The organism is Pseudomonas sp. 1D4, assembly GCF_001728925.1.
GTDB classification, from domain to species: Bacteria; Pseudomonadota; Gammaproteobacteria; order Pseudomonadales; family Pseudomonadaceae; genus Metapseudomonas; species Metapseudomonas otitidis.
In genome coordinates this window covers 1-11,919 of sequence record NZ_LXJQ01000045.1, presented here as the reverse complement: position 1 = coordinate 11,919, position 11,919 = coordinate 1, and the positions used below count along the sequence as shown (strand labels likewise).

12 protein-coding genes are annotated in these 11,919 nt (G+C 70.8%); 7 read left to right on the top strand and 5 right to left on the bottom strand.

Annotation, left to right across the window (positions count from 1 at the left end; genetic code table 11):
* Nucleotides 1-26: 26 nt before the first annotated feature.
* The 5 genes from A7D27_RS20360 (at nt 27) to A7D27_RS20340 (ending at nt 2,664) form a co-directional block, all read left to right on the top strand.
* Entirely contained in the window at nt 27-281 is a 255-nt protein-coding gene (locus A7D27_RS20360) for a hypothetical protein (protein WP_069565911.1), read from the top strand.
* 17 nt (nt 282-298) lie between these two features.
* Nucleotides 299-499, top strand: coding sequence for a hypothetical protein (locus A7D27_RS20355; protein ID WP_069565910.1), 201 nt, complete (start codon nt 299-301; stop codon nt 497-499).
* A gap of 28 nt (nt 500-527) precedes the next feature.
* Nucleotides 528-689 (top strand): DUF1328 domain-containing protein, encoded by a 162-nt coding sequence (locus A7D27_RS20350; RefSeq protein WP_044406249.1) that lies wholly within the window; start codon nt 528-530, stop codon nt 687-689.
* A 9-nt stretch (nt 690-698) separates the two neighbouring features.
* On the top strand, nt 699-1,163 hold the full coding sequence (locus A7D27_RS20345) for an inhibitor of vertebrate lysozyme family protein (RefSeq protein WP_069565909.1): 465 nt from the start codon (nt 699-701) through the stop codon (nt 1,161-1,163).
* A gap of 274 nt (nt 1,164-1,437) precedes the next feature.
* Nucleotides 1,438-2,664, top strand: a complete 1,227-nt coding sequence (locus tag A7D27_RS20340) for a nucleoside recognition domain-containing protein (protein ID WP_069565908.1) — start codon at nt 1,438-1,440, stop codon at nt 2,662-2,664.
* 297 nt (nt 2,665-2,961) lie between these two features.
* Here the strand turns inward: A7D27_RS20340 and A7D27_RS20335 are convergent, their stop codons facing one another.
* The 5 genes from A7D27_RS20335 to A7D27_RS20315 form a co-directional block, all read right to left on the bottom strand.
* Nucleotides 2,962-3,993, bottom strand: a complete 1,032-nt coding sequence (locus A7D27_RS20335) for a DUF5924 family protein (RefSeq protein WP_069565907.1) — start codon at nt 3,991-3,993, stop codon at nt 2,962-2,964.
* Between the two features lie 78 nt (nt 3,994-4,071).
* Nucleotides 4,072-5,445, bottom strand: coding sequence for a pitrilysin family protein (locus tag A7D27_RS20330; protein ID WP_069565906.1), 1,374 nt, complete (start codon nt 5,443-5,445; stop codon nt 4,072-4,074).
* 69 nt (nt 5,446-5,514) lie between these two features.
* On the bottom strand, nt 5,515-7,098 hold the full coding sequence (locus tag A7D27_RS20325) for a PAS domain-containing methyl-accepting chemotaxis protein (RefSeq protein ID WP_069565905.1): 1,584 nt from the start codon (nt 7,096-7,098) through the stop codon (nt 5,515-5,517).
* On the bottom strand, nt 7,095-9,326 hold the full coding sequence (locus A7D27_RS20320) for a bifunctional diguanylate cyclase/phosphodiesterase (protein ID WP_139134141.1): 2,232 nt from the start codon (nt 9,324-9,326) through the stop codon (nt 7,095-7,097). The genes A7D27_RS20325 and A7D27_RS20320 overlap by 4 nt, the downstream gene beginning before the upstream one ends.
* Before the next feature lie 151 nt (nt 9,327-9,477).
* Nucleotides 9,478-9,792 (bottom strand): hypothetical protein, encoded by a 315-nt coding sequence (locus A7D27_RS20315; protein WP_069562922.1) that lies wholly within the window; start codon nt 9,790-9,792, stop codon nt 9,478-9,480.
* A 178-nt stretch (nt 9,793-9,970) separates the two neighbouring features.
* Between A7D27_RS20315 and A7D27_RS20310 the strand changes: the two genes are divergently transcribed.
* Together A7D27_RS20310 and A7D27_RS20305 are read left to right on the top strand one after the other, a co-directional pair.
* Nucleotides 9,971-10,882: a bile acid:sodium symporter family protein gene (locus tag A7D27_RS20310; protein ID WP_069565903.1), complete on the top strand. Its 912-nt coding sequence runs from the start codon at nt 9,971-9,973 to the stop codon at nt 10,880-10,882.
* The gene (locus A7D27_RS20305) at nt 10,870-11,823 is read left to right on the top strand and encodes an SDR family oxidoreductase (protein ID WP_069565902.1); all 954 of its coding nucleotides are present in this window, start codon (nt 10,870-10,872) and stop codon (nt 11,821-11,823) included. The genes A7D27_RS20310 and A7D27_RS20305 overlap by 13 nt, the downstream gene beginning before the upstream one ends.
* Nucleotides 11,824-11,919 lie beyond the last annotated feature (96 nt).

Here is an 11,919-nt window from a genome sequence, read left to right as displayed (position 1 = left end):
CCACCTGTGCAGGGAGGAGAACCGGCATGAACCGTCCACATCCCCGTCTCGCGGTCCTTGACCAGGGCCTGCTGGTCGCCCTCGCGATGTTCCTGCTGATGCGGGTGGAACACCCGTTGCGCAGCGCCCTGAAGGCCCGCGAACACCTGCCCGCCCACATCGAAGTGGTGCCCACGCCGGCGGCGGACCAGCGCCCGGCCACCCCACCGGCGGACGACCTGCACACCGTGGCGCAACAGCGCTTCCTCGAACCGACGCAGCAACCGCGCTGGGTGTTCTGACCCCAAGGAGCACGACCATGTGGACCCTGGCCCTCGTATTCGCCGCCCTGCTCACCCTCAGCCTGCTGGCCCTGGCCAGTGCCCTGGCGATGGGCAACGCGCTGCTGGAAAGCCATTACCTCAGCGACCTCGACCTCGACACCCCGGATCCCCACACGCCCCAGGACGAAGCCTCCGCCTCGTTCGGCGCACAGCACGACCTCGGCCTGGCGCGCTGACCCTACCTACCACGCAGGAGAACTCACCATGCTCAGTTGGGCCCTTACCTTCCTCGTCATCGCCATCGTCGCCGCTGTCCTGGGCTTCGGCGGTATCGCCGGCACCGCCGCAGGCATCGCGAAGATCCTCTTCGTGCTGTTCCTGGTGCTGTTCATCGTCTCGTTCATCTTCGGCCGCCGCCGCGGCTAGGGAGGCCCGATGCGAATGCTGCGCCCACTCTGCGCCGCCCTGCTGCTCGGCCTCGCCGGCAGCACGGCGCTGGCCGCCGACACCGACGCCGAGTACCGCCTCAACGAACTGCTGGGCACCGACCCGCAGTACCGCGAGACGTGGCAGAACCTGGTGGAGGACGAAAGCCGCCTGCCCGACTGGGTGATGAACCTCAGCGGCACCGCCACGCCCATGCAGGCGGTCAACGAGGATGGCGACAAGTACCTGGTGGGCCAGCTCTGCGACAGCGCCGACTGCGCCCACCAGAAGCTGCTGGTGGCCTTCAGTTGGGACAAGGAGAACGCCTACGCCCTGCTGGTGCAGGTCCCGCCGGGCCTGCCGGCGGACAAATTGCCCAGCCGCCACGCCAGCCTGCGCTGGCTGGGCGAGCCGGACGAGGCCCAGAAGGCGATCCTCGACGACGAGCTCCGGCGTGATCCGAACGGGTACTGAGCATTCAGACCACCGGCCCCGCAGGCGGGGCCACATGACCAGGGGGCCGGGTTGTTCCGCGTCGACAGGAGCGGCATGACCCAGGGGTACAGGGGGTACTTCCGCACAGGCGGGCCGGGTCAGGCGAAACCGACGCCGGGCGTTCCACACGGGACGCCCGGCGCGGCTCATTGATGTCCAGCCCGCGGCTGGCCACCCGCCCGGCAGCGCTTCTGGCGCCGCCCCGATGCCCGCCGCTATCATCCGCCCCCATCGGATTCGAGGGACATCCCCCATGCTCAACGGCCTCTGGCTCGGCTTCTTCCTGGTGGCGGCAACCGCCGCAGCGGCACGCTGGATCGGCGGCGACCCCGGCGTCTGGGCGGCCATGGTGGAGAGCCTGTTCGCCATGGCCAAGCTCTCGGTGGAGGTCATGGTGCTGCTGTTCGGCACCCTCACCCTCTGGCTCGGCTTCCTGCGCATCGCCGAGCGTGCCGGGCTGGTGGAACGCCTGGCCCGGCTGCTGGGGCCGCTGTTCCGCCGGCTGATGCCCGAGGTGCCGGCCGGGCACCCGGCGCTGGGGCTGATCACCCTCAACTTCGCCGCCAACGGCCTGGGCCTGGACAACGCCGCCACCCCCATCGGCCTCAAGGCCATGAAGGCCCTGCAGGAGCTCAACCCCAGCGCCACCGTGGCGAGCAACGCGCAGATCCTGTTCCTGGTGCTCAACGCCTCGTCCCTGACCCTGCTGCCGGTGTCGATCTTCATGTACCGCGCCCAGCAGGGCGCCAGCGATCCGACCCTGGTGTTCCTGCCCATCCTGCTGGCCACCACCGCCTCGTCCCTGGTGGGCTTGCTGAGCGTCGCCCTGATGCAGCGCCTGCGCCTGTGGGACCCGGTGGTGCTGGCCTACCTGGTGCCCGGCGCGCTGCTGCTGGGCGCCTTCATGGCGGTGCTCGCCGGGCTCTCCGCCACTGCCCTGGCGGCACTGTCCTCGCTGCTGGGCAACCTGGTGCTGTTCGGGCTGATCCTGATCTTCCTGCTCGCCGGGGCCTTGAAGAAGGTGCCGGTCTACGAAGCCTTCGTGGACGGCGCCAAGGAAGGCTTCGACGTGGCCAAGGGCCTGTTGCCCTACCTGGTGGCGATGCTCTGCGCCGTCGGCGTGCTGCGCGCCTCGGGCGCCCTGGAGTTCGGCCTGGACGGCATTCGCAGCCTGGTGGAGTGGGCCGGCTGGGACACCCGCTTCGTCGACGCCCTGCCCACCGCGCTGGTCAAGCCGTTCTCCGGCAGCGCCGCGCGGGCCATGCTCATCGAGACCATGCAGAGCCAGGGGGTGGACAGCTTCCCCGCCCTGGTCGCCGCCACCGTGCAGGGCAGCACCGAGACCACCTTCTACGTGCTCGCCGTGTATTTCGGTGCCGTCGGCATCCAGCGCGCCCGCCACGCCGTGGGCTGCGCCCTGCTGGCGGACCTCGCCGGGGTGCTGGCTGCCATCGGCGTCTGCTACTGGTTCTTCGGCTGATCCCGGCTTCCCGGCGCTTCCCGGGCTGAAGCCCGGGCTGAAGCCCGGGCTACGGCGCTCCGCATCGAAACCGGCGCCCGGGCAATGATGGGCTTCGCACAGCTCAGCCCATCCTACGTTTGCCGCCATGCTGAGTGCCGTTGGTGGATGGAAAGAGCGCCATCCACCCGATGCCCCAGGCAGCGTCCGTAGGATGCGGTGAGCTCGGCGAACCGCATCAATCCCCGAGCCACCGTTCGTAGGGTGGGCTTCAGCCCACCGCCACGGCACCCCAGCGCCGCTGGGCCGCGCATCCGCTCAACGGGGCTTGGGTGGCAACGGGTCTTCGGTGACTTCGAAACGCAGGGTGCCGATCATCTGCCCGGCCTCGGTCACCACCCGCACCTGCCATTTGCCCACCGGGTTGGCGGGGAAGCGCTGCTTGTGGGTCCAGGCGCGGTAGCCGGCCTCGCGGCCGCCGTGGATGTCGAGGGCGATGCGGTCCACCTCGCGGCCCTCGAAGCGCCATACGTGGTAGATGCGCTCGTTCAGCCCGCGCGGGGCGTTGATCGCGGTGTAGGCGTAGAGGCCGTCGGCCCGCAGCTTGGCGGCGGAGATCTGCTCCACGCCCTGCCCCGGGGTGCGCTGGTTCATCTCCGGCGTCACCGCCACCTCGGTCAGCCACAGGGTGGCCGGCGGCACCATCACCCGGCCCAGCCAGCCGGCGGCGCCCAGGGCCAGGGTCAGCCCCACCAGGGCCAGGCCCCGACGCAGGCTGCGCACGCGCATGGCGCTGCACAGGCTGAGGAACGACAGCAGCACGGCGATGCCCAGGGCCCACTGGAAGCTCTGCGCCGTGGTCAGGTGCAGGATGATCGGCAGCGCCGTCAGCAGCACGGCGAACAGCGCCAGGGAGTGGTAGGCCAGGTACAGCCAGCGGCGCGGTGCCAGGGCGTTGTTGTAGACCGGGTCGGTGATGGAGAACAGCGCCGCCAGCCCCAGCACCCCGGTGAACAGGGCCTGGCCGCTGTTCCAACTGGTGGTGATGAAGAAGAACGGCAGCACGAAGAAGAAGCTTTCCTGGTGGATCAGCTGGGTCAGGAAGCGCGTCAGCGCCGGCGGCAGCTCGATCTTCAGCCAGCGCTCGAGGGCTCGGCGGAACAGGTTCTCCGCCAGCAGCCAGACCCAGCTCACCAGCACCAGCACCGCCACCACCTTGGCCAGGCGTGCGCCACGGTCCACCAGGATGAAACTGCCCACCCCCGAGCAGAACCCGTACAGCGCCACCAGGCGCGGGTGGCGCTGGATGAAGGCGATGAGGGCGAGCAGGCGGTCTTTCCAGAACGTCATGGCAGGGCGGCGTGGCAGGCGGGGGGCGGAAGGATACTGCCGTCGGCCGCAGGCTGAGAAGCCGGGCCGACGGCCAGTTCAGCGCCGCAGGCGGCGGTGCAGCCACCAGCCGGCCAAGGCCAGCAGGGCGAGCAGCGCGGCCAGCAGCCAGGCCAGTTGCTCGTAGGTCAGCAGCGGTGCCTCGATGCGCAGGTAGCCCGGCTCGGCGAACAGCGCGCGGACGGTGCTGTCGATCTGCTCCGGGGTGACCTGGGCGAAGGCCTTGGCGGTGCTCTCGAAGCGCCCGTCCTGGTAAGCGCCGAGGGCGCCCCAGTAGTAGTCCGCCAGGGCCACATCGCCCTGGACGGCCCAGACCTGGCGGTCCACCGCCAGCCGGCGCAGGCGCTCGAAGCTGGTGCGGTCGACGCCGTGCTCGCGCAGGCGTCGGGTGGTGTCCTGCAGCACCTGCACCGCTTCGTCGAGGTCCTCGCGCTCCAGGTCGGCATTGAGGCTGGTGAAGCTCTGCCCGCCATAGCCGTGGCGGTCGCTCCAGGGGCCGTAGGAGAGACCGTTGCGGATGCGCAACTGCTGGTACAGCTCCCAGTCCAGGTAATCCTTCAGCAGCTCCAGGGTGGCGTAGTCGGTCCCGTCTTCCAGCGGCTCGGGGAAGATCCAGTGCAGCGTGGCGCCATTGCCCACCAGGCCCTTGCGCAGGGTCAGGCGCGGCGCGGCCTCGGTGCTGATGGTGGGCAGCGCCGGGTGCTCGCGCACCTCTACCGGCGGCAGCTCGCCGTAGCGACGGTCGAGGTAGGCGGGCAGGCGCGGGTCGAGGTCGCCGACCACGATCAGGGACATGTTGTTGGCGCCGTACCAGGTGTCGCGCACCTCCCGCAGGCGCTCCAGGGTCAGCCCCTCCACCGAGGGACGCCCGGCGCAGGCCAGGCCCAGCTCCACGGCGAGCTGATCGTGGGCCCCGCGGCCAAGAGCGTGGTGATCCAGCAGGCGCTCCAGGTGCGAGTAGCGTCCGCCACCCTCGCGCTGCACCACGCGCTTGGCAGCGGCGACGCGGCCCTCGTCCAGGGGCGTTTCGCGGAGGATCGCCAGCAGCAGGTCGAGGGCCTGGCGCTGGTTGCGCGCGGCCACTTCCAGCACGAAGGCGGTGTCGCTGTCGCTGGTGAAGGCGTTCCATTCGCCGCCCAGGGCCTGCATGCGTGCCTCCAGGTCGGCCTCGCCGTTGCCCGGCAGGCCGCTGAAGAACAGGTGCTCCAGCAGGTGCGGCAGCTCTTTCTCGTCGCAGGCGAAGTCGTCGAAGCCGACCCCTACCACCAGGCGGATGGAGACGTGGCCCCGGTTCGGGGTGGGCTTGAGGATGACCTGCAGGCCGTTCTCCAGCAGGTAGCCCTCGACCTGGTCACGGTCGAAGGCGTGGGCCGGGGTGCCGAGCAGGAGCAGCAGACAAAGCAGGTAGCGCATGGCGGGCGGGGACGGCGGCGGGCGGGAACGAAGCGCCGAGCATAGCGGATCGTCCGCCCCCGTGCCCGTCTACGACAGGCTGCGCCGCCCGCTCCAGAACTGCAGCGCCAGTTGCCGCAGGTTGACCGCCAGCCCCGCCACCTCGCCGGCGCTGTGGTGGCTGCACTGGCCGCTGGCGGCGTTTTGGTCGGCCGCCAGGCGGATGGCCTCCAGGCTGCGCTGGATCTCGTCGCCGGCCGTGCCCTGCTGCTCCACCGCGCTGGCGATCTGCAGGCTCATGTGGGTGATCGCCGCCACCTGCTGGTTGACCTGCTCCAGCGCCTGGCTGGCGCGCCGGGCCTGCTCCAGGCTGTCGCCGGCGCGTTCACCGCTGCGGCGCATGGCCTGCATCGCCTGCTCGCTGCAGCTCTGCAGGGCGCTGATCATGCGGTGAATCTCGGCGGTGGACTGCTGGGTGCGCCCGGCCAGGGCCCGCACTTCGTCCGCCACCACGGCGAAACCGCGCCCGGCCTCGCCGGCACGGGCCGACTCGATGGCGGCGTTGAGCGCCAGCAGGCTGGTCTGCTCGGCCACGCCACGGATCACGTCGAGCACCTGGCCGATCTCGCCGCTGCGGGCCTGCAGGGTCTCCACCACCCAGCCGGCCTCGCGCACCTCGCGGTCCAGTTCGGCGATCCGCTCGCAGGTGGCCTGCACTTCTTCGCGGCCCAGGCGGGCGGCGTCGTCGGTGCGGTCGGCGGCGCTGGCGCTGTGCTGGGCGCTGCGCGCCACCTCCTGCACGCTGCTGGCCATCTGGCTCATGGCGCCGGCCACCTGGTCGGTCTCCTCCAGTTGGCGCTGGCTGCCGGCGCTGCCCCGGCTGACCGCTTCGGCCAGGCGCTCGGCGTGCTCGGCCAGCAGGTGGGAGGATTCGGCGATGCGCCCCACCAGGGCGCCGGCCTCGGTCTCCAGCATCTGCAGGCACAGGGCCAGGCGGCCGAATTCGTCGTGGCGCTGGCAGTACACCGCCTGGCTCAGGGGGTTGTCGGCGATGGCGCCGGCCCGCGCCAGCAGGGCGTCCAGCGGGCGCAGTTGCCAGCGCAGCCAGGCGCCGGCGGTGAGCACCGCCACCAGCAGCGAGGGCAGCGCGGCCCACTCGCCCTCGGGGGCCAGCACGGCATGGGTCAGCAGCCCGAGCACGCCGCCCAGCAGCGGGCCGCCGAGCAGGCGCAGATGCAGCGGCAGGGGCGGCGGGCGCAGCGGGCGCCCGCTGGACAGCTCGGCGTAGAGCCGTTCGGCCCGGGCCACCTGCTCACGGGTGGGGCGGGTGCGCACCGACTGGTACTCCACCACCTGGCCCTCGCGCACCACCGGGGTGACGAAGGCGCTGACCCAGTAGTGGTCGCCGTTCTTGCAGCGGTTCTTCACCAGACCCATCCAGTTGCGGCCGGCCTTGAGGGTCTGCCACAGGTGCTCGAAGGCCGCCGGCGGCATGTCCGGGTGGCGCACCATGTTGTGGCTGCGGCCCAGCAGCTCCTCGCGGGTGAAGCCGCTGATGTCGATGAAGTCCTGGTTGACGTGGGTGATCACGCCCTTCAGGTCGGTGGTGGAGAGGATGTTGGCGTCGGCGGGGAAGTCCACCGCGCGTCCGCTGACCGGCAGGTTGCGCTTCATCGCTGGGCTCCCTCGAAGGCGCGGCTGGGCTGGTCGTGCAGGCAGACGAGGCTGTCCTCGCCGTCCAGCAGGCGTTGCAGGCGCTCCGGATCGCGCGGCTGGCTGAACCAGAAGCCCTGGGCGTAGTGGCAGTCCTCGTCGAGGAGGAAGTCCAGTTGGGCCGGGCTCTCCACGCCTTCGGCGATCACCTCCAGGCCGAGGCTGGCGCCCAGGCCGATGATGGCGCGGGAAATGGTGCGCAGCTCGGCGTCGTCGGGCACGCCGGCGATGAAGCTGCGGTCCACCTTGAGGATGTGCAGGGGGAAGCGCTTGAGGTAGCCGAGGGACGAGTAGCCGGTGCCGAAGTCGTCCAGCGCCAGGCGCACGCCCTGGCAGGCCAGCTCGCGCAGGCAGGCTAGGGTGTCGGCGCCGTCCTGCATCAGCAGGCTCTCGGTGATCTCCAGCACCAGGCTGGCCGGGTCCAGCCCGGTCTCGGCGAGGATCGCCCGCAGCCGCTGGGCGAAGCCCGGCTGGTGCAGTTGGCGGCTGGAGAGGTTGACCGAGCAGCGCAGGTCGGCCTGGCCGGCCCGTTGCCAGGCGCGGGTCTGGCGGCAGGCCTCGCGCAGCACCCAGTCGCCCACGGCGATGATCTCGCCGGACTCCTCCAGGGCCGGGATGAAGCGCGCCGGGGACACCAGGGCGTCGCCCTGGCGCCAGCGCAGCAGAGCCTCCACCGCCACCAGGCGCGGCTGGCCCTGGTCGACCCGGCAGATGGGCTGGTAGTGGAGGAAGAACTCCTGCCGCGCCAGGGCCTGGGCCAGGGCGCTTTCCAGCTCCAGGCGCTGTTTGGCGGCGGTCTGCAGGTCCTGGCTGAAGCGGGCGATCTGCGCCTTGCCGGATTCCTTGGCACGGTACAGCGCCAGGTCTGCCGCCTGCAGCGCGTCGATGGTCTGGCCTTCGGCCTGCAGGGCGGTGAAGCCGATGCTGGCGCTGACCACCAGGGTGCGTTCATCCAGGTGCAGCGGTTGGTGCAGGCTTTCCAGCATGCGCTTGGCCACCTGTTCGGCATCGCCCAGGTGGGCCAGGTCGTCCAGCAGCACGACGAACTCGTCGCCGCCGAAGCGCGCCAGGTGGTCGCCGGGGCGCAGGCAGCGCTTGAGGCGCTGGGCCACCTCCACCAGCACGCGGTCGCCCACGGCGTGGCCGAGGCTGTCGTTGATCAGCTTGAAGCGGTCCAGGTCGATGAACAGCAGCGCAGCCTGCCGCGCGCCGGGCTTGAGCTGGCGCTGCAGGGCCTGCTGCAGCAGTTCGTCCAGGCGCAGGCGGTTGGCCAGGCCGGTGAGCGGGTCGTGGCGGGCGGCATGGCTGAGCTGGTGCTCGGTGGCCTTGCGCTGGCTGATGTCGCTCTGCGAGCCGGCCATGCGCTGTCCTTCGGCGACGCCGCGCACCTGCACCCAGAGGTAGCCGCCGTTCTGCTGGCGGATGCGGTACTCGTGGCTGAGCCAGGGGTCGTCGCCACGCAGGTGGGTGTCGATGGCCTGGCGCAGGGCTGGCAGGTCGTCGGGGTGGACGCGGGCGAACCAGGCGGCGCTGGTCTCGCCGAGGGCGTCGCGGGACAGGCCGAGCATGCTCGCCCAGCGCTCGGAGACGTAGAGCCGGTCGTGGGCCAGGTCCCAGTCCCAGATGCCGTCGTGGGCGCCGCGCAGGGCGCGGGCGAAGCGCGCCTCGCTGTCTTCCAGGGCCTGGCGCTGGGCGGCGCTGTAGGTGTCCACCGCCAGGGCGATGTCGAAGAACACCACCTTCAGCAGGCTGCCCAGGGTGCGGGTGGCGTCGCTGTCGCCCAGCAGGCTTTCGACCATCTGCGCCACGTACAGGCGGTAGGCGCCCAGGTACCACTTCAGGTCCACGCCGACGTGCTGGTGCACCAGCCCCACGCGCAGGCGGTTCATCACGTAGTCCGGGTCGTAGGGGCCGCTCCACAGGCGCTGGTAGTAGTCCAGTTGGCTGGCCTTGAGCCGGGCCAGGGTGGTCGGGTTGCGCAGGATGCTGGCCAGCGGCGGGAACGCCTCCAGGTGTGCGTAGAGTCGCTCGACGAAGGCCTTGTGGACGGCCTCCATGGCCTCGGCATGTCGGTTCAGACGCTCCGCGTCCAGGGCCTGCCAGTCCAGGTAGCGGCAGCGCTGGTCGATCTCGCGGTTGCTCAGGCCGATGCGTGCGCGCAGGCCGTCCAGTTGTCCTTTCAGCTCCATAGCGTCTCCCATGGATCGCGGGCAATAAAAAAGGCGCCACGGGAGGCCGTCCCCATGGAACGGCCTCCCGTGGCGCCTTGTCTTGCAGGCCCTTCGTCCTGCCCGGCAAAGCCGGCCCCCGCTGCCTGCGGGGCCTTCGCAGCGCTGGGTTTTACACCAGCGGGGCGGGGTGCGACAACTCTTCCCGCGCCGCCTCCAGGCGCCGGCGCAATTGCCCGAGTTCGCGGGATTTGAAGGCGTGGCGGGTGCGTTCGAGCACCGCGATGGCCTCGTCCAGCAACAGGCGCACACGGATCGCGTCGCTCAAGGACGGGTCATTGAGCCAGCGACACAGTGGAGCGCGAGAGCAGCCGGCAGCGTCCTCGACGACCTCGCAGACGATGCCCATGGCCGGCAGCATGTCGCGCAGCAGGCAGGCCAGCGCGGGGTCGTTGATGGCGACGAGCGGTGGTTCGGAACGATCCATGGGCAGGGACTATGGTTGATGGCAAAAGGCTATGCACTCTAGGCAGCGCCCACTGGCCGAACATTGACCGGCGTCAGTCTGTCGCGATTCGCCATGAGCGCAGGCCGGAGCGGTCACTGCCGGCGGCAGTGGGAGGCAGGTAGAGTGCCCGGCACAACGACAAGGACAGGCGCCCCGCATGAACTACGACGCGAACCAGCAACTGGCACTCGGCCTGGTGCTGGCGGTGATGATCTTCGGCGTGTCCCTGGAGCTGCGCACCGCCCAGTTCCTCGCCGTGCTCCGACAGCCCCAGCCGGTGCTGGCGGGCATGCTCGGGCAGTGCCTGATCCTGCCCTGGGCGACCCTCGGGGTGACGCTGCTGGTGGACCTGCACCCGGGCCTGGAGCTGGGCCTGCTGCTGGTGGCCTGCTGCCCCGGCGGCAACCTGTCCAACGTGATGACCCACCTGGCGCGGGGCAATACCGCGCTGTCGATGAGCATGACCGCGCTGTCCAGCCTGCTGGCGCTGGTGCTGCTGCCGTTCAACTTCGCCCTCACCAGTAGCCTCAACCCCGAGGGCGCGGCCTACCTGGCCGGGCGCCTGGATGCCCTGGCGATGGACCGCGGCAGCCTGCTGGCGAGCGTGTTGCTGCTGCTTGGCCTGCCGCTGGCGCTGGGCATGCTGGTGGGCAACCTGTGGCCACGCTGGGCGACCCGGGCGATGCCCGGGTTCAAGCGCTTCGCGCTGCTGGCCTTCGTGGCCTTCGTCGCCGGCGCAGTGGCCGGCAACTGGCGGCTGTTCGTCGACAACCTCGGGCTGGTGCTCTTCATCGTGGTGCTGCACAACGCCAGCGCCATCGTGCTCGGCTGGCTGATGGCGGTGCTGGCCCGCCAGCACGGCGCCAACCGCCGGGCCATGGTGATCGAGATCAGCATGCACAACTCCGGGCTGGCGCTGGGGCTGATCTTCGCCCAGTTCGGCGGTGAGCCGAACATGGCCCTGGTGGCGGCCTTCTGGGGCACCTGGCACCTGGTCAGCGGCTTGCTGCTGGTGGCGTACTGGCGCAACCGCCCGTTGCCCGAGGAGGTGCCGGCATGCGCGTCCTGATCACCGGCGGCGCCGGCTTCATCGGCCGGCAACTGGTGGAGGCCCTGGCCGCGCGCCACCCGGACTGGCCGCTGTTGGCCACCGATGTGCGCGAGTGGCCGGCACCCGAGGGCGTGGCCCGGGCCTGGCTCGACGTCAGCCAGGCCCGGGCGGTGCATGACTGCATCCGCGCCTGGCGCCCGGACGCCATCGTCCACCTGGCCTCGGTGGTGACGCCGCCGCCGGGCATGGACGAGGCCACCCTCCACGCCATCGACGTGGAAGGCACCCGCGCGGTGCTGGACGCCGCCCTCGCGGCAGGCGTCGGGCACCTGGTGGTGACCAGCTCCGGCGCCGCCTACGGCTACCACCCCGACAACGCCGAGTGGATCGACGAGGACCAGCCCCTGCGTGGCCACGATGCCTTCGCCTACGCCCGCCACAAGTGCGAGGTGGAGCAGTTGCTGGCCGAAGCGCGCCGGGCGCATCCGCCGCTGCGCCAACTGGTGCTGCGCCCCGGCACCATCCTCGGCCGCCAGGTGGACAACCAGATCACCGCGCTGTTCGAGAAGCCCTACGTGCTCGGCGTGCGCGGGCACGACAGCCGCTTCGTGTTCATCTGGGACGAGGACGTGGTGGACATCCTCGTCCAGGGCCTGGAGCGCGGCAGCACCGGGCTCTACAACCTCGCCGGGGATGGCGCGCTGTCCCTGGCGGAGATCGCCGGGCTGCTGGGCAAGCCCTACCGGCCGCTGCCGGCGGGGCTGATCCGCCTGGCGCTGGGGCTGCTGCGGCCGCTACGGCTGACCCGCTACGGGCCGGAGCAACTGGACTTCCTGCGCTATCGACCGGTGCTGGACAACCGGCGGCTGAAGACGGTGTTCGGCTACGTGCCGAGGTACAGCAGCCGCGAGGCGTTCCTGGCCTTTCTCGCTGCACGGGGCGGGCGCCCCGAGGGCTGAGGTTCCGTCGCTTAACGCCCGTGACTTTTGTGGGGTACCACACTACAAGCGCGAAACTCCTCACGGCGCAATCGGAAGCGCCTGATGGAATCCCCC

What these genes read in the sequence shown, in the direction of transcription:
- A7D27_RS20335 (WP_069565907.1), bottom strand. Translation starts at nt 3,993, where the DNA reads ATGACGTTCTGGAAAGACCGCCTGCTCGCCCTCATCGCCTTCATCCAG.
- A7D27_RS20325 (WP_069565905.1), bottom strand. Translation starts at nt 7,098, where the DNA reads ATGAAGCGCAACCTGCCGGTCAGCGGACGCGCGGTGGACTTCCCCGCC.
- A7D27_RS20330 (WP_069565906.1), bottom strand. Translation starts at nt 5,445, where the DNA reads ATGCGCTACCTGCTTTGTCTGCTGCTCCTGCTCGGCACCCCGGCCCAC.
- A7D27_RS20315 (WP_069562922.1), bottom strand. Translation starts at nt 9,792, where the DNA reads ATGGATCGTTCCGAACCACCGCTCGTCGCCATCAACGACCCCGCGCTG.
- A7D27_RS20305 (WP_069565902.1), top strand. Translation starts at nt 10,870, where the DNA reads ATGCGCGTCCTGATCACCGGCGGCGCCGGCTTCATCGGCCGGCAACTG.
- A7D27_RS20360 (WP_069565911.1), top strand. Translation starts at nt 27, where the DNA reads ATGAACCGTCCACATCCCCGTCTCGCGGTCCTTGACCAGGGCCTGCTG.
- A7D27_RS20355 (WP_069565910.1), top strand. Translation starts at nt 299, where the DNA reads ATGTGGACCCTGGCCCTCGTATTCGCCGCCCTGCTCACCCTCAGCCTG.
- A7D27_RS20310 (WP_069565903.1), top strand. Translation starts at nt 9,971, where the DNA reads ATGAACTACGACGCGAACCAGCAACTGGCACTCGGCCTGGTGCTGGCG.
- A7D27_RS20340 (WP_069565908.1), top strand. Translation starts at nt 1,438, where the DNA reads ATGCTCAACGGCCTCTGGCTCGGCTTCTTCCTGGTGGCGGCAACCGCC.
- A7D27_RS20320 (WP_139134141.1), bottom strand. Translation starts at nt 9,326, where the DNA reads ATGGAGCTGAAAGGACAACTGGACGGCCTGCGCGCACGCATCGGCCTG.
- A7D27_RS20345 (WP_069565909.1), top strand. Translation starts at nt 699, where the DNA reads ATGCGAATGCTGCGCCCACTCTGCGCCGCCCTGCTGCTCGGCCTCGCC.
- A7D27_RS20350 (WP_044406249.1), top strand. Translation starts at nt 528, where the DNA reads ATGCTCAGTTGGGCCCTTACCTTCCTCGTCATCGCCATCGTCGCCGCT.